Origin of the sequence: Natronorubrum tibetense GA33 (assembly GCF_000383975.1) — an archaeon.
Taxonomy (GTDB): domain Archaea; phylum Halobacteriota; class Halobacteria; order Halobacteriales; family Natrialbaceae; genus Natronorubrum; species Natronorubrum tibetense.
Map to the genome: position 1 here is coordinate 3,053,869 of NZ_KB913017.1, position 14,433 is coordinate 3,068,301.

At 63.2% G+C, this 14,433-nt stretch carries 17 protein-coding genes and 1 pseudogene; 10 read left to right on the forward strand and 8 right to left on the reverse strand.

The genetic code is table 11. The features are described 5' to 3' along the window. Positions 1-79: 79 nt before the first annotated feature. The 5 genes from NATTI_RS0115830 (at position 80) to NATTI_RS0115850 (ending at position 6,216) form a co-directional block, all read left to right on the forward strand. A complete protein-coding gene (locus NATTI_RS0115830) occupies positions 80-1,138 on the forward strand; it encodes a TrmB family transcriptional regulator (RefSeq protein WP_006090488.1) in 1,059 nt (352 codons plus the stop codon). Between the two features lie 107 nt (positions 1,139-1,245). Then, complete coding sequence (locus NATTI_RS0115835) at positions 1,246-1,899, forward strand: bifunctional 4-hydroxy-2-oxoglutarate aldolase/2-dehydro-3-deoxy-phosphogluconate aldolase (RefSeq protein WP_006090489.1); 654 nt, start codon at positions 1,246-1,248, stop codon at positions 1,897-1,899. Positions 1,900-2,134: 235 nt separating this feature from the next. Then, the gene (locus NATTI_RS0115840; RefSeq protein ID WP_006090490.1) at positions 2,135-3,202 is read left to right on the forward strand and encodes a glucose 1-dehydrogenase; all 1,068 of its coding nucleotides are present in this window, start codon (positions 2,135-2,137) and stop codon (positions 3,200-3,202) included. Between the two features lie 107 nt (positions 3,203-3,309). Then, entirely contained in the window at positions 3,310-4,548 is a 1,239-nt protein-coding gene (locus NATTI_RS0115845) for a mandelate racemase/muconate lactonizing enzyme family protein (RefSeq protein WP_006090491.1), read from the forward strand. A gap of 546 nt (positions 4,549-5,094) precedes the next feature. Beyond that, positions 5,095-6,216 (forward strand): S1C family serine protease, encoded by a 1,122-nt coding sequence (locus NATTI_RS0115850; RefSeq protein WP_006090492.1) that lies wholly within the window; start codon positions 5,095-5,097, stop codon positions 6,214-6,216. A 175-nt stretch (positions 6,217-6,391) separates the two neighbouring features. On the opposite strand, the gene NATTI_RS0115855 is transcribed toward NATTI_RS0115850, so the two are convergent. Together NATTI_RS0115855 and NATTI_RS26135 are read right to left on the reverse strand one after the other, a co-directional pair. Continuing rightward, a complete protein-coding gene (locus NATTI_RS0115855) occupies positions 6,392-6,586 on the reverse strand; it encodes a hypothetical protein (protein WP_006090493.1) in 195 nt (64 codons plus the stop codon). After that, positions 6,579-6,716 (reverse strand): hypothetical protein, encoded by a 138-nt coding sequence (locus NATTI_RS26135; protein ID WP_019991946.1) that lies wholly within the window; start codon positions 6,714-6,716, stop codon positions 6,579-6,581. The genes NATTI_RS0115855 and NATTI_RS26135 overlap by 8 nt, the downstream gene beginning before the upstream one ends. Here NATTI_RS26135 and NATTI_RS0115865 point away from each other — a divergent pair. After that, positions 6,715-6,888: a protein translocase SEC61 complex subunit gamma gene (locus NATTI_RS0115865; protein ID WP_006090494.1), complete on the forward strand. Its 174-nt coding sequence runs from the start codon at positions 6,715-6,717 to the stop codon at positions 6,886-6,888. The genes NATTI_RS26135 and NATTI_RS0115865 overlap by 2 nt on opposite strands. Continuing rightward, positions 6,888-7,325, forward strand: a complete 438-nt coding sequence (locus NATTI_RS0115870; RefSeq protein ID WP_004217006.1) for a transcription elongation factor Spt5 — start codon at positions 6,888-6,890, stop codon at positions 7,323-7,325. Before NATTI_RS0115865 ends, NATTI_RS0115870 begins: the two co-directional genes overlap by 1 nt. Positions 7,326-8,141: 816 nt before the next feature. Here NATTI_RS0115870 and NATTI_RS0115875 read toward each other — a convergent pair. Both NATTI_RS0115875 and NATTI_RS0115880 read right to left on the reverse strand, forming a co-directional pair. After that, positions 8,142-9,458: a TIGR00341 family protein gene (locus NATTI_RS0115875; RefSeq protein ID WP_006090499.1), complete on the reverse strand. Its 1,317-nt coding sequence runs from the start codon at positions 9,456-9,458 to the stop codon at positions 8,142-8,144. Between the two features lie 160 nt (positions 9,459-9,618). Beyond that, entirely contained in the window at positions 9,619-9,906 is a 288-nt protein-coding gene (locus tag NATTI_RS0115880) for a DUF7565 family protein (protein ID WP_006090503.1), read from the reverse strand. Between the two features lie 234 nt (positions 9,907-10,140). Here NATTI_RS0115880 and NATTI_RS0115885 point away from each other — a divergent pair, with 234 nt between their 5' ends. Together NATTI_RS0115885 and NATTI_RS0115890 are read left to right on the forward strand one after the other, a co-directional pair. After that, positions 10,141-10,395, forward strand: coding sequence for a hypothetical protein (locus NATTI_RS0115885; protein ID WP_006090504.1), 255 nt, complete (start codon positions 10,141-10,143; stop codon positions 10,393-10,395). A 43-nt stretch (positions 10,396-10,438) separates the two neighbouring features. Beyond that, the gene (locus tag NATTI_RS0115890; protein ID WP_019991947.1) at positions 10,439-11,191 is read left to right on the forward strand and encodes a PHP-associated domain-containing protein; all 753 of its coding nucleotides are present in this window, start codon (positions 10,439-10,441) and stop codon (positions 11,189-11,191) included. Between the two features lie 96 nt (positions 11,192-11,287). Here the strand turns inward: NATTI_RS0115890 and NATTI_RS26585 are convergent, their stop codons facing one another. After that, the gene (locus NATTI_RS26585; protein WP_006090507.1) at positions 11,288-11,446 is read right to left on the reverse strand and encodes a hypothetical protein; all 159 of its coding nucleotides are present in this window, start codon (positions 11,444-11,446) and stop codon (positions 11,288-11,290) included. Positions 11,447-11,483: 37 nt separating this feature from the next. On the opposite strand from NATTI_RS26585, the pseudogene NATTI_RS27340 reads away from it, so the two are divergent. Continuing rightward, positions 11,484-11,660 (forward strand): annotated as a pseudogene (locus NATTI_RS27340) (dodecin domain-containing protein); the annotation flags it as partial. 50 nt (positions 11,661-11,710) lie between these two features. Here the strand turns inward: NATTI_RS27340 and NATTI_RS0115900 are convergent. From NATTI_RS0115900 to NATTI_RS0115910, 3 genes are read right to left on the reverse strand one after another with little or no spacing between them, the layout of a single operon-like run. Further along, complete coding sequence (locus tag NATTI_RS0115900; RefSeq protein WP_006090510.1) at positions 11,711-12,190, reverse strand: Mut7-C RNAse domain-containing protein; 480 nt, start codon at positions 12,188-12,190, stop codon at positions 11,711-11,713. A 32-nt stretch (positions 12,191-12,222) separates the two neighbouring features. Then, positions 12,223-13,974, reverse strand: a complete 1,752-nt coding sequence (gene polX / locus NATTI_RS0115905; RefSeq protein ID WP_006090512.1) for a DNA polymerase/3'-5' exonuclease PolX — start codon at positions 13,972-13,974, stop codon at positions 12,223-12,225. Next, the gene (locus NATTI_RS0115910) at positions 13,974-14,411 is read right to left on the reverse strand and encodes a DUF5788 family protein (RefSeq protein ID WP_006090514.1); all 438 of its coding nucleotides are present in this window, start codon (positions 14,409-14,411) and stop codon (positions 13,974-13,976) included. Before NATTI_RS0115910 ends, polX begins: the two co-directional genes overlap by 1 nt. Positions 14,412-14,433: the final 22 nt, after the last annotated feature.

The following is a 14,433-nucleotide window of genomic DNA, read 5'->3' on the forward strand; positions in this document are numbered from 1 at the left end:
GCGGTCTGCTGACGGCATCGAGACCCGGTGATCGGGAATCTTTTAGCGCAACCGGACAATTGTGAACTACTGAGTATACATGGATACCGACGATCTCGGCGACCTGCTCGCGCAGTTCGGCCTGTCAGCGAAGGAGATCGACACCTACCTCGCGATACTCGATCACGGCGAGTCGAAGGCGAGTACGATCGCCGACGCTGCGGACGTCTCGAAGCGGTACGTCTACAGCATCAGCGAGGAACTCGAGGATCGCGGCTTCGTCGAGGTCGACGACCACGCCGTCCCGACCGTTATTCGGCCCGTCCAGCCCGAGACGGTCATCGGCCGACTTACCGACAGCGTCGAAGCGATCGAGCCGGAGTTACAGTCGCGGTACACGACGACAGAGCGGACGGGCGAGCAGTTCGAGGTGATCAAGTCCCGCCAGACGGTGCTCAAACGGATCGAGGAGCTGTTGGCCGCCGCGGAGACGGAGGTCACCCTTTCGCTGCCCGTCGAGATTCTGCCCCAGATCCGCTCAACGCTCGAAGAGACCGTCGACCGGGGTGTCCTGGTCTTGCTCCTGTTAGGGGGCACCGACGACGATCAGGACATCGCTTCGCTCGCCGGGACGGCGAGCACGGTCCGGACGTGGGATGCGCTCGTGCCAACGATGCTCACGGTCGACGCCCAGCACGGACTGCTCGCTCCCAGTCAACTGCTGACGAGTTCGACGAGCGAGACGAAGGCGATCAGCATCTCACAGCCACAGCTCGCCCCCGTCTTCGCCGGCTCTTTTCTCGCGAACTACTGGCCGACCGCCGAGGAACGCTACGTGAGCGCACCCGGGGAACTCCCGCGGACGTTCGAGGGATTCCGCAACGCGGTCTTCCAGATCGCGCTCCACCGCGCCACGGACAGCCGGATCGAGGCGACCGTCACGGGGTCGCCCGTCGGGGACCGGGATCTCCCGTCGACGCTCTCCGGCGAGATCGTCGCCGTCCGACAGAGTCTCGTCCGCCCCGTCTCGTCGACGGTACCGATCGAGAACGCTTTCGAACTCGACGTCGACGGCGAGCGCTACACGATCGGCGGTACGGGTGCGTTCCTCGAGGATTTCGAAGCCGAATCGGTCACCGTCCGCGCGCTCGAGGAGTGAGGAACCGGGTAATCGGATTTTTCATCTGTGAGTAAATTTCTTGAGTCGGGGGCGTGAACGGTCCGTCGTGATGGATCGTCACTGCCACATTGCGGGAGGGATCGCCGATGTCTGAGCGTCAGTCGGTCAGAGATCGGGTCGTCGAGAGCGGCGTGATCGCCGTGCTCCGCGGAATCGACGAGGAACAGATCGTTCCGGTCGCGCGAGCGATTCACGAGGGGGGCGTCGACGCGCTCGAGATCACCGCGGACGGGACGCGTGCGAGCGAACAGATCGCCGCCGTCGACCGCGAACTCGAGGACACCGGCGCGATCGTCGGCGCGGGGACCGTCCTCGACGCGCCGACGGCCCAATCGGTAATCGACGCGGGCGCCGAGTTCGTCGTCTCGCCGCACACCGACGTCGAGACTGTCAGACTGTGTAACCGACAGGGCGTGCTCTCGGCACCGGGTGTCATGACGCCGACCGAAGCCGTCACGGCGCTCGAGGCCGGTGCGGACGTGCTCAAATTGTTCCCGGCCTCGACCGTCGGGCCAGGCCACATCGGGGCGATTCGAGGGCCACTCGGCGACGTCGACGTGATTCCCACCGGCGGCATTTCGCCGGCGAACGTCGAGTCGTACTTCGACGCCGGCGCGGTGGCCGTCGGTGCCGGCAGCGCGCTCGTCGACTACGACGCGATCGCCGACGGCGACATGGACCGCGTTCGGGAGACGGCAGCCGAGTTCGTCGAGACCGTCGAATCCGCACGGGACGACTGACCGCTGCCCGCGTTCGCAATTTACCGTTCATCGTCAGAATCCCGTCTACGGTGCAGAATTCCATTTCGGCGCGCGCGGACGTTCGTTTCGACGTTCGATACACTGGGTGACAGTCATCGGTATGCAGAGCGGAAACTCTTCGAAAACCGAAAGTTACTGACGGTGGCCGACCACCGTTCAAATATTTACTACGAATTGGGTAAACTTTTTGCAGCCGGGGATCCTTCGGTGAGCTATGAAAGCGATCGCTGTCGAACCCGGGGCCGGTACGCCCGTCCTCGTCGAAAAACCCCGTCCCGACCCGAAGCCCGGCGAAGCGCTCGTTCGCACGCTTCGCGTCGGCGTCGACGGGACCGACCACGAAGTCATCGCGGGCCACCACGGAAACCTCCCCGACGGCGCGGACCAACTCGTGCTCGGCCACGAGGCCGTCGGCGTCGTCGAGGACGCGAACGGGACCGATCTCGAGGAAGGCGAGTTCGTCGTCCCGACCGTTCGACGGCCGCCAAACGGGACCAACGAGTATTTTGAACGCGGCGAGCCTGACATGGCTCCGGAGGGGGAGTACGTCGAGCGAGGGATCGTCGACGGACACGGATTCATGGCGGAGTACTTCACCAGTCCCGCGGAATATCTCGTCCCGATTCCCGAACGGCTCGCCCCGCTCGGATTTCTGGTCGAACCGATCAGCATCAGCGAGAAGGCCATCGAGCACGCGATCGCCTCCCGATCGGCGTTCGACTGGGAGCCCGAGTCGGCCATCGTGCTGGGCAACGGCTCGCTCGGACTGATCACGCTCGCGATGTTCGAGGAGGTACTCGAGATCGATCGGACCTACTGTCTCGGCCGACGGGATCGCCCGCATCCGACGATCGACCTCATCGACGAACTCGGCTCGACGTACGTCGACTCCCGCGAAACGCCCGTTCCGGAGATTCCCGACGTTTACGAGCCGATCGACCTCGTCTACGAGGCGACTGGTCACGCGAAACACGCCTTCGAGACGGTCGACGCGCTCGCACCGAACGGCGTCGGCGTCCTACTCGGCGTCCCCGAACCCTGGGAGTTCGAGGTCGACGGCGGTCGCCTCCACCGGGAACTCGTCCTCCACAACAAGGCCCTGCTGGGGACCGTCAACTCCCACCGCGGTCACTTCGAGGCCGCGATCGATACGCTCTCGCAGCTCCCGACGTGGTTCACCGACGAGTTCGTCACCGGCGTCTACGGACTCGAGGAGTTCGAACGGGCGTTCGACACCGGCGATGATGTGGTGAAGACCGCCGTCGAGTTTAGCCGTCTCTGAGCACGGCTCGAGTTTGCGGCCACGATCCTGTTTTATCCTGACTCGATGCCGTTGGTGTCGATCGGCGAATAGAAACAATTACTATTATCGAAGTAAGTATTTGTGCCATGGGAGTCGATTACACGCAGCTTCACGATCCGAACGCCGAGTACACGATGCGGGATCTCTCGGCGGAGACGATGAACGTGACCCGGGAGCGCGGCAACGGCCGGGACGTCGAGATCACGGACATCCAGACGACGATGGTCGACGGCAACTTCCCGTGGACGCTCGTGCGAATCTACACGGATGCAGGCATCGTCGGCACGGGCGAAGCCTACTGGGGTGCGGGCGCGCCGGAACTGATCGAGCGCATGACACCCTTCCTGCAGGGCGAGAACCCGCTCGATATCGATCGACTCACCGAGCACCTCGTCCAGAAAATGTCAGGCGAGGGTTCGATCGGCGGGGTCACGGTGACGGCGATTTCGGGCATCGAAGTCGCGCTTCACGATCTGGCGGGCAAGATCCTCGAGGTACCGGCCTACCAGCTGCTGGGCGGGAAGTACCGCGACGAGGTGCGGGTCTACTGTGACTGTCACACCGAAGACGAGGCGGATCCGATAGCCTGCGCCGACGAGGCCGAACGCGTCGTCGAAGAGTTAGGGTACGATGCGCTGAAGTTCGATCTGGACGTGCCGTCGGGCCACGAGAAGGACCGAGCCAATCGCCACCTCCGCGGCCCCGAGATCGAGCACAAGGCCTCGATCGTCGAGGCGATCACCGAGCGTGTCGGATCGCGCGCCGACGTCGCCTTCGACTGCCACTGGACGTTCTCGGGCGGGAGCGCGAAACGTCTCGCGAAGCGGCTCGAGGAGTACGATATCTGGTGGCTCGAGGACCCCGTGCCGCCGGAGAACCACGACGTCCAGCGGGCGGTCACGCAGTCGACCACGACCCCGATCACCGTCGGGGAGAACGTCTATCGCAAACACGGCCAGCGTCGGCTGCTCGAGGAGCAGGCCGTCGATATCATCGCGCCGGACATGCCGAAGGTCGGCGGAATGCGCGAAACCCGAAAGATCGCAGACCTGGCGGATATGTACTACGTCCCGGTGGCGATGCACAACGTCGCCTCACCCGTCGCGACGATGGCCAGTGCCCACGTCGGGGCAGCGATTCCGAACTCGCTGGCGGTCGAGTACCACTCCTACGAACTCGGCTGGTGGGAGGAGCTGGTCGAAGAGGACGTTATCGAGGACGGCTACATCGAGATTCCCGAGAAACCGGGGCTCGGCGTGACCCTCGACATGGACGTCGTCGCGGAGCGGATGGTCGACGATGAGGAGTTGTTTGATGAATCATAAGATTCATCAAACTCGCTGAGCTCTGCTCAGCGTTGTTTGACGAGGCGTAAGCCGAAGTCAAGCCAGCAAATCTTCGATTAGCGTTGTTTGACGAGGCGTAAGCCGAAGTCAAGCCAGCAAATCTTCGATTTGCGTTGTTCGATTGAGCGAAGCGAAATCGAGCTCGGAAGACGAGTTTCGCGAGTCTTCCGTTGTTCGACTGAGCGAAGCGAAGTCAAACTCACAGAGCTTCGCTCTGGGTTGTTTGACGAAGCGTGAGCTTCGTCAAGCTAGCAAATCTTCGATTTGCGTTGTTTGACGAGGCGTAAGTCGCGTCGACGAACGTAACAGTTCAGCGAGTCGCCAGAGCAGGCCGGCGGCTCGGGGTTCTCGGGCGACGGTTTCGAGGGGGCACTGACAACAATCAAGGGGATACCGACAACGATCAGGAACACTCGCACGCGAACTGTACATCCTTCGAGAAAGTTCCAGACGCAAGACCGCCTGCATCCTCGAGATGGTGGTGCTGGGACGTGTTTTATTGTCCTCGTCGGGGTGGGACCGGGTATGTCGAGAGACGAGCGTCCTGTCAGCCGCCGCCGGCTACTGGGGCTGAGTGCCGGTATCGCGACCGCAGCAGGGATCGGAACCCTCTCGAGCGCGAGCACGCGTGTACAGGATGCCGACGACGGTACCGACGATCAAAACGGGACGACCGACGCCGACATGGCGGGACGGTACGCCGAAATCTACCAGGAGTCGATCGACGACGTTGTGCTCATCACCATCCCCGGCACCGGCGAGCCCGGTCAGGAGACGCCCGGCGGACTCGGTTCCGGGTTCGTGGTCGACGACCACGTGGTGACCAACTCCCACGTCGTCGACGGATCAGACGAGGTCGAACTGCAGTTTCGCGACGAACAGTGGCGAGAGGGGTCAGTCGTGGGAACGGACGTGCACAGCGACCTCGCCGTCCTCGAGGTCGACGACATGCCGGACGATACCGACGGGCTCGAGTTCGCGACCGACGGGCCGACGATCGGGGACGAAGTACTCGCCCTGGGCAACCCGCTCGGGCTCGACGCGTCGATCTCACAGGGGATCGTCAGCGGGATCGATCGATCGCTTCCCAGTCCGACGGGGTTCTCGATCCCGGCGGCGATCCAGACCGACGCCTCGCTTAACCCGGGTAACAGCGGCGGTCCGCTCGTGGACCTCGATGGCGAGGTCGTCGGCGTCGCCTTCGCCGGTGTGGAACAGACGATCGGATTCGCCATCTCCGCCGCGCTCGCAAGTCGCGTCGTCCCCGCACTCGTCGAGGACGGCACGTACGAACACCCCTACATGGGCGTCAGCGTAACGCCCGTCGGGCCACAGATCGCCGAGGCGAACGATCTCGAGGAGCCACGCGGCGTGTTGATCACCGAAACGATTCCGAACGGGCCCGCCGAGGACGTCCTCCAGCCGGCGACCGGCGTCGAGACAGTCGACGGGACGGCTGTCCCCGTCGGTGGCGACGTGATCGTCGCTATCAACGACGAAGAGATTCCCAATCAAGACCGGCTCTCGTCGGTGCTCGCCCTCGAGACGTCACCCGACGAGACGATTCCGATCGAGATTATCCGCGACGGCGAACGCGGAATCGGTGAGTTGACGCTCGAATCGCGGCCGGATGTCGATGCGCCGTGATCGCCACACGGTAGCCCCAGCATCGTTGCGCTGTCTGGGGACTGAGTCAGTATCTGACGACCGTACTTGTCTCTCCGGTGCCGATTGCGAGAGTCGATCCTCGGAACCCTGGCCAAGCCGAGGTTGTCGAGTTTCCGACAGAAACACGGGTTCGGCGATGCAGTAATCGTTCGGCTCAGGATTCCCCGTCCGCCCCTTCGGCGTCCTCGAGGTCGTCCAGTTCCTCTTCGCGAGGTGCGTTCTGGGTGCCGAGGTCGTCGCCTGCGTCCACCTGGTCGGGATCCTGATCGACCCGCTCGAGTTCGTCCTCGATCTCTGCCTCTCGTTCCGCCTCGTACTCGTTCGCTCGGTCTGCGTCGTCTTCAGCCATTGGTCACGGGTTCGGCCTCGAGCGGTTTGTTCGTCGGGCCGTCGCCTGCAACGTCGACCCGTTCGCGAGTCGAATCGTCGCCGGACACGAAAGACAGATAAAAGACGCCCCAGTGTGAACAGACAGACATGGACGTTCCGTACGACCTGACCTCGTACGTTCGGGTGTTGAAGATGGCAACGACACCCACGACTGAGGAGTTCCTTCAGGTATCGAAGATCGCCGGCGCAGGCATCCTGCTCATCGGGCTGATGGGCTTCCTCATTGGAGGCATCATGCTCGTGCTGACTGGTGGTCTCTGATGGGGATCTTCGCAGTCAAGACGACGGCGAGTCAAGAGCGCACCGTAGCAGACATGATCATCAACCGCGAGGAGCCCGAAATTCACGCTGCCCTCGCCCCCGACTCGCTGACCTCCTACGTGATGGTGGAAGCCGAGGGCAACGCGGTGTTGAACCGCGTGCTCGAGGACATCCCTCACGCCCGGAGCATCGTGCCCGGCGAGTCCGACATCTCGGAGGTCGAGCACTTCCTCTCGCCCAAGCCGGACGTCGAGGGGATCGCCGAGGGCGACATCGTCGAACTCATCGCTGGTCCGTTCAAGGGTGAGAAGGCCCAGGTCCAGCGTATTGACGAGGGCAAGGATCAGGTAACCGTCGAACTGTACGAGGCGACGGTTCCGATTCCGGTGACGGTTCGCGGTGACCAGATCCGCGTGCTGGATTCCGACGAACGGTAGTGAGTCGGTTCGCTCGGCGCTTCGCGCCGAGAGAGTTTTATACTAAATTTTGCAAGGAGTGGTGAGCGAACGCCGTGAGCGAACCCGACGCAGTAAAATTTAGCCGCGTGACGGTTCGCGGTGACCAGATCCGCGTGCTGGATTCCGACGAACGGTAGTGAGTCGGTTCGCTCGGCGCTTCGCGCCGAGAGAGTTTTATACTAAATTTTGCAAGGAGTGGTGAGCGAACGCCGTGAGCGAACCCGACGCAGTAAAATTTAGCCGCGTGACGGTTCGCGGTGACCAGATCCGCGTGCTGGATTCCGACGAACGGTAGTGAGTCGGTTCGCTCGGCGCTTCGCGCCGAGAGAGTTTTATACTAAATTTTGCAAGGAGTGGTGAGCGAACGCCGTGAGCGAACCCGACGCAGTAAAATTTAGCCGCGTGACGGTTCGCGGTGACCAGATCCGCGTGCTGGATTCCGACGAACGGTAGTGAGTCGGTTCGCTCGGCGTGGTCGTCAGGAGAGCGGCGAGAACGCGTTTCACTGAATTTATGCGAAGAATGGATACTGAGCGGAGCGAAGTACCCCGAAAACGAAATATCTAACCGAGTGACGGTTCGTTGGGACCAGATTTCCGTCTTGAATTCCCACGAGCGAAACCAAGTCGGTTCACGAGTCGGTTTTCGTTACCCGTCCTCTCGGGCCAGTTCCCCAACGGTCAGCCGAACCGGCAACTGGCCGACGGCTGTTCGAGCATGTTCTTTGGCGGCCGATTATAGTACCAACTGTAACTATGCACACACGGTCATGCGTCGATTACTGTGTACTGACGTTCAGTGGCTACGATCAGTTCCTACTGTCGTCTCGTGTGTGGTAACCATCTGGATTTTGACCTCGACCGGTGCTTCGGTGTGTGGCTCGATCGCCGCCACGAGTCGTTCGGACAGGGCCGGATCGAGGTCAGTTTCGGGACCGGTGATGGTGACGACGACCGTGTCGATCGACCGAAGTGGGTAGTCGTCGTCGAGTTCGACCGTTACCGTCTCGGCCTCGAAGGTGTCGTACTCCGAATCGGCGAGAACGGTGTCGACGCCGGTTTCGACGTCCGACTCGAGTTGCGTGGCGCGAACGTCGACGACCGTCGCGCTGACGAGCGGAACCAGCAAGAGCACCATAATCAGTCCGAGGACGGCCGCAAACGTAAGCGTCTGTCGACGGGCAGTAGAGACAGCGAACAGTCCTGTCGGCCGATATCCGCCACTCCAGAGAGTCACCAGTGCCGCGAGGTTGATCGACAGAGCGTTGACGAGCACGAGGATGAGCGCTCCAGCAGCCGCACCGTACATCCCCCAGGCGAGGGCGATTCCGACGGCTGCAGCGGGTGGAATCAGCGCCGCGGCGATCATCACGCCGACGATCGCCTCCGAGAGCTCTCGCGTCAGACTCAGGATGCCCGCGACGCCGGCACCGAGTGCGATGACCAGCGCGAGTAGGTTCGGCGCGACCCGCTCTTCCAGTTCCGCGACGGCGACGATGTCGATTCCCGCCGGCTCGAGGCCGGCCAGCCGGGCGAGACCGGCGAGCAAGATCGAGCCGACGACCGCGATACCGAGCCCGCCGAACTGGTAGGTGAGGCCAGTGGATCGGAGTTCGGGATCGGCGATGACGGTGCCGATGCTCGCGGCCAGCGCCGGACCGATCAACGGTGCGATCACCATAGAGCCAACGACGACGGCCGGCGAATCCAGTAACAGTCCGGCCGTCGCGACGAGCGCGCTGATGAACGTCATCGTCGCATAGACGGCGAACGAGGGGGTCAGATCCCCCGCTCTCGTCTGTAACTCTTGTCTCGAAATGCGGCCGTCGACGGAGCCGTCGCTGTCGTACTGTGCTTTGAGCCGTGCGAAGTCGTCGGACAGAATCGTTTCGGTGTCGATGACGACGATACTCGCGTCGTCGCTGATTCCGGCCCCGGTCAACCGGTCGAGAACCCCCTCGACGGCCTCACCTGGGAGGGGGAACCGGACGACGGCGACGTAGTCACGCCCGCTGATCTCGTCGCTGACGACGTAGTCGATCTCCTCGTCCTCGAGGATCCCGAGAACCGCCTCCTTTCGGCCGGTCGGGATCGTAACCTCGACGTAGCGCACGGCCCATAAGATGGCAATCGGTTATATACTGGTTTTCGACGGCGAGATGGGAGGTCACTTGGGGACGTGTTTCTCGACGTTCGACAGGTGTCGCCGCCTCGAGAAACGATGGCTGGTCGTGGCGAGTGAGAACCGCGTCAGTGCCGGTGAAACGACCGGACTATCGTTTCAGTTCGCGGGCGATCGCTTCCATATCCGCCTCATTTTCGATCTCCGCTAAGAGGTCCTCCCGACTTCGCACGTCTTCGGAATCCGCACCGTAGGCGCGAACGTATTCGGCGCGACTGTGCTCGGTGAAGGCGTGTCGGATCGCGAGGTAGCCGTCAGGAACAACGGTACCACAGACCTTACACTCCCGTCGCTCGTGCTCCGTCGCCTGATGGACGACGGTCGATTCGACGTCCTCGAACACCGCTCCGCAGCCGTCGATGCCGCATTCCCAGGCCATTCACTCTCACTGAAACTATCGAGCGGCCGGCCTAATGATCCTTTCGCAGCCGATTCGATAGTTACCGGTCGTCTCCCAACGTGGCTCCGCGCCCGATAGGGCTTCAACGGGCCGGCTCCAGGAGGAACTATGCCCGCTACGAATTACTTGGTGCGCTCCGCTTTCGACGCCGACAGCGTCCACCGTGCCGTCCAGCACACCGTTTCCGGTCCGCTCTAGGACAGCAGCGACGAGATGCTCGGACACTTCGAGCGGCTCCACACCCACGTCCACATGGACTTCATGCAGATCGAACTCTTCCGGAACGCGCTGTTTCCGACCGCCGAACGAATCGAGTACATCGCAACGTCCATGGACGCTCTGAAGCTGTTGTGTATCTACGTGGACGAAGACGCACTTCTCCTCGCGCTCGAGTCCGACGAACCGGTCGAGCCGATCGTCGCCGTCATCAAGGGAACCCTTGGCTGGCCGCCGAATCAGAATTCATAACTCGGCGGTCTCGAAAAAGGTTCTCGTGAGCGAGGGTACCGCTGTGGAAAGCCGAGTCGACTGTCACGTGAAGGTGCTCGACGAGTCGGTCGTCGAGCGAGCGATCGCCGCCGGTCTCGACGCCATCGTCTACGCGCCACACTTCACCCGATTACCGGAGATTCGGCGTCGAGCGAACCACTTCTCGAGCGACGACCTGCTGGTCGTCCCCGCACGCGAGGTGTTCACCGGCTCGTGGCGCGATCGAAAGCACGTCCTGGCGATCGGTCTCGAGGAGCCGGTGCCGGACTTCATCCCGCTCGAGGCCGCGATGGCGGAGTTCGAGCGACAGGGAGCGGCCGTGTTGGCTCCGCATCCGGAGTTCGCGACGGTGAGCCTTACCGAAGCGGATCTCCGTCAGTATCGAGACGCCATCGACGCGGTCGAAATCTTCAACCCGAAACATCTCCCGTCGCACAACCGACGGGCGCGCGAGTTGGCCGACCTGTTCGAACTCCCGCCGTTTACGTCGTCGTACGCCCACCTCCCGAGCACGGTCGGCGTCGCCTACACCCTGTTCGAGACCGAGATCGACTCCGAGGCCGACCTCGCGAGTGCACTCGCCGACGGCGTTTCCCGGCGCGTCATCCACCACACCGGCCGGCAGCGATGGCGAACGACCGCGAGCGAACTCGCCCATCTCTGTTACGAGAACACGTGGGAGAAGATCGACCGACTCTTTCTCTCGGGAACCGAGCCAACGCATCCGGATCACATCGCGTACAACGGTCGGTTCGACGATGTCTCCGTCTACTGATACTGTCGGACAGAAGTTAATGAAGAGAATTCGCCGGACGGGAGCGGCGAATTTTCACAATAGTTCTGTCCGACAGTATGAACGGGCGATTCCCGGCTACTGCTCTTCCTCGAGGGCGTCCGCGATTCGCTCGAGTTGCACCCCGACGTAGCAAAGTGCCTGCGTTTGCATGATCGCGGGGTCGTCGCTCCACTCGTTGGTAATGTAGGCCGCCTGTTTTCCGGCTCGGTCGAGCTGATTGGTGTCGTCCGGCATGGCCTCCGAAGCGTTCGACGGCGAGACCTGAAACGGTTTGGGTCAGTACGGCCACTCGATTCCTGACGGGTGTGTCCAGTGCGAAGACGCCGCACAGAACGAAACCGACGACGTGGATCAGACGCTCGAGAACATCACCGGCGTCGAAGTCGAATCGCAGATGGCCGAGGTTCAGGACGGGACGATCGAGGAGTGTCGGACGACCCTCGATGTCGTGTTCGTGCTGAATCGAGAATCGAATCACGGTGCAGAGACCGCGACCGTTCAGTTACCGTCCGCGCTCGACGCTTTGTCGCCCCCTTTGATCTTCGCCAGCGTGTCCGCGACCCGTTCCCAGTGGCTCCCTCGCCAGAAGTGCTGGCCACACGCTTGGCAGTACCAGATATCGATGTCGCAGGGCTCAGGCGCGTACTCTGGTGTCGACGCCGTTCGATCGATTCTCTCAAGCGGTCCGTTGCACCGGCCGCAGAACGCGGGTTCGTCGGCGAGCGTCAGCTCTACTCTCGCATCCGCGAGTTCCGCCAGTTGGGTCTCGACGTCGCGCGACTCGAGCAGAATCGAATCGTCCGCGCGGTTTGCGAGCGCGACGTCTCTCGTGACGAGGGTCCGATCTTCGGCTCGAGCGACCGCGAGCAACGCGTCGTCGGCCTCGAGCCCGCGGTCGCCGGCGTAGACGGTGTCGTGGTTGCACATCCGCAGATAGGAGACCACGCCACCGCACATGACGTCGAGGAGCAGGCGCATGTGATGGGAGCCAGTGCCAAAGCGGTCGTCGATCAGTGCAGGAACTCGCGCAGGTCCTCGAGCGCCCACGTGTTGATCACGTCCGCGGGTTCAGCCCAGCCCCGACGGGCGGTGTGGACGCCCCAGCGCATGTACTCGAGCGTCGAGGGCTGGTGGGCGTCGGTGTTGACCGAGATGGGTGCACCCTCCTCGAGGGCGGCCTGGACGGCGCTCCCCCAGAGGTCGAGTCGGCGCGGGTTGGCGTTGATCTCGAGGGCGGTGTTGTGTTCCGCAGCGGCTTCGCCGAGTCGCCGTGCGTCGAACTCCAGTCCGGAGCGCTCGTTGAGCAGGCGACCGCTGGGGTGGCCCAGCACGTCGACCGCGGGGTTCTCGATCGCGCGGACGAGCCGTTCGGTGGCCGTCCCCGCATCCTGATCGAGCGCGCTGTGGGGCGAGGCGACGATCACGTCCAGCGCCTCGATTACCTCGTCGGTGAGACCGATCTCGCCGTCGGCGTCGACGTTGGCTTCGATGCCGGCAAAGACCGCAATCTCACTCGCGGCGGCAGCCTCGCGGACCTGTTCGATCTGCTCGAGAATTTCGGTGTCTGAGAGTCCCATCCCGCCGACGATACCGGGGCCTTCCGCGTGGTCCGCGACGCCGTAGAACTCGTAGTCCAGCGCCGCGGCGGCGTCGACCATCGCCTCGATACTCGTGTTGCCGTCGGACCACTCGGTGTGGGTGTGGAGGTCGCCGCGGATATCGTCTCGAGTGATGAGGTCGGGCAGGTCGCCGCTCTCGGCGGCGGCGATCTCGCCGCGGTCCTCGCGAAGTTCCGGCGGAATCCACGGCAAGCCGAGGGCTTCGTACATCCCCGCTTCCGTTTCACCAGCGACACGCTCGCCGACGCGCTGGTCAGATTCGGGGTCGTCGACGGTACTCACGTCGAACGCGCCGTACTCGTTTAACTTCATATCGCGGGCGATCGCGTAGTTTCGCAGGCGGACGTTGTGGTCCTTACTTCCCGTGAAGTACTGGAGCGCGGAGCCAAACTCCTCAGGGACGACGACCCGCAGATCGACCCGGATCTCGCCGACGCGGACGCTCGCCTTCTCAGGGCCGGACTCGATCTCGCTGTCGACCGACTCCCAGTCGACGAACGACTCGATCACGTCCTCGCCAACCTCGGTCCCGACGAGCACGTCCACGTCTCCGATGGTCTCCCGCCAACGCCGGATCGAGCCTGCCACTTCGCAGCGCTCGACGGCCTCGAGGGACTCGAGGAAGGCGAGCACGTCGTCGGCGAGCGGTCGCCCCTCACCGAGGAGGTGACGCTGGCCGACCTCGCGGGCGAACTCGATTCCCTCGCGGATGTTCTCTTCCGTCTTCGGGCCGAAGCCCTTGATCTCCCGAATCTCGCCGGCCTCGGCGGCTTCCTCGAGGTCGTCCAACGTCTGCACACCGAGTTCGCGGTAGAGTTTCCCCGCCGTTTTGGGGCCGACGCCTTCGATTCTGGTGATATCGGCGATGTCGATCGGCAACTCCTCGCGGAGTTCCTCGAGTTCCTCGATCGAGCCGGTTTCGACGTACTCGACGACCTTCGACGCGATGGCGTCGCCGACGCCGTCGATTTCCTCGAGAATCTGCTCGTCTCCGGCTTCGACCCGATCCCCGATCGGCACGGGGTGGGCCTGGATGTTCTCGGCCGCGCGTCGATAGGCGCGGGGTTTGTACTCGACGTCGTCGGCCGCGAGCAGGTCGGCGAACTCCTCGAAGCGGCCGGCGATTTCGGCGTTGGTCGCCATTATCGTCCCCCTCGAGTGCTGCCGTCGTCGTCGCCGAGGGCCTGCTTCAGGAACGACATCCAGCGCTTTCGGTCGGCGGCCTGCTGGGCTTTCTGTTCGCGCTCGAGATCCGTTGGGCCGAGGCTCTCCAAGGCGTTCAGTGCGCGGTCGATGCCGATGATGCTCTGGGCGAGTTCCTCGCCTTCCGCGCGGGTGATGTCGCCTTCCTCGATGGCCTCGAGGCGATCGTTCCGTTCGCGGCGCAGGTTCTTTTTCGCCTGCTCGACGCGGTCGCGCTCGCCGGCCGGGACCGTCTCGCGGCGCTTGATCTCGAAGACGAACGTCCGGAGGTCGATCGCCTCACCCTGGACGGTGATCGTCTCGGGGATGTCCGCGCCGACGGTCGCGCCATCGCGCTCGACCCGCTCGAGCAGCTGCTTGCGCTCGTATGCTTGCACGCCTCGATATCCGGGTTGGGAG

Bases quoted from the DNA above. Each gene is read 5' to 3' on its own strand.
- NATTI_RS0115900 (WP_006090510.1), bottom strand. From the start codon at position 12,190: ATGCGCCTGCTCCTCGACGTCATGTGCGGTGGCGTGGTCTCCTATCTG.
- NATTI_RS26585 (WP_006090507.1), bottom strand. From the start codon at position 11,446: ATGCCGGACGACACCAATCAGCTCGACCGAGCCGGAAAACAGGCGGCC.
- NATTI_RS0115845 (WP_006090491.1), top strand. From the start codon at position 3,310: ATGGGAGTCGATTACACGCAGCTTCACGATCCGAACGCCGAGTACACG.
- NATTI_RS0115885 (WP_006090504.1), top strand. From the start codon at position 10,141: ATGCTCGGACACTTCGAGCGGCTCCACACCCACGTCCACATGGACTTC.
- NATTI_RS26135 (WP_019991946.1), bottom strand. From the start codon at position 6,716: ATGTCTGTCTGTTCACACTGGGGCGTCTTTTATCTGTCTTTCGTGTCC.
- NATTI_RS0115880 (WP_006090503.1), bottom strand. From the start codon at position 9,906: ATGGCCTGGGAATGCGGCATCGACGGCTGCGGAGCGGTGTTCGAGGAC.
- NATTI_RS0115855 (WP_006090493.1), bottom strand. From the start codon at position 6,586: ATGGCTGAAGACGACGCAGACCGAGCGAACGAGTACGAGGCGGAACGA.
- polX (WP_006090512.1), bottom strand. From the start codon at position 13,974: ATGGCGACCAACGCCGAAATCGCCGGCCGCTTCGAGGAGTTCGCCGAC.
- NATTI_RS0115830 (WP_006090488.1), top strand. From the start codon at position 80: ATGGATACCGACGATCTCGGCGACCTGCTCGCGCAGTTCGGCCTGTCA.
- NATTI_RS0115870 (WP_004217006.1), top strand. From the start codon at position 6,888: ATGGGGATCTTCGCAGTCAAGACGACGGCGAGTCAAGAGCGCACCGTA.
- NATTI_RS0115835 (WP_006090489.1), top strand. From the start codon at position 1,246: ATGTCTGAGCGTCAGTCGGTCAGAGATCGGGTCGTCGAGAGCGGCGTG.
- NATTI_RS0115850 (WP_006090492.1), top strand. From the start codon at position 5,095: ATGTCGAGAGACGAGCGTCCTGTCAGCCGCCGCCGGCTACTGGGGCTG.
- NATTI_RS0115840 (WP_006090490.1), top strand. From the start codon at position 2,135: ATGAAAGCGATCGCTGTCGAACCCGGGGCCGGTACGCCCGTCCTCGTC.
- NATTI_RS0115865 (WP_006090494.1), top strand. From the start codon at position 6,715: ATGGACGTTCCGTACGACCTGACCTCGTACGTTCGGGTGTTGAAGATG.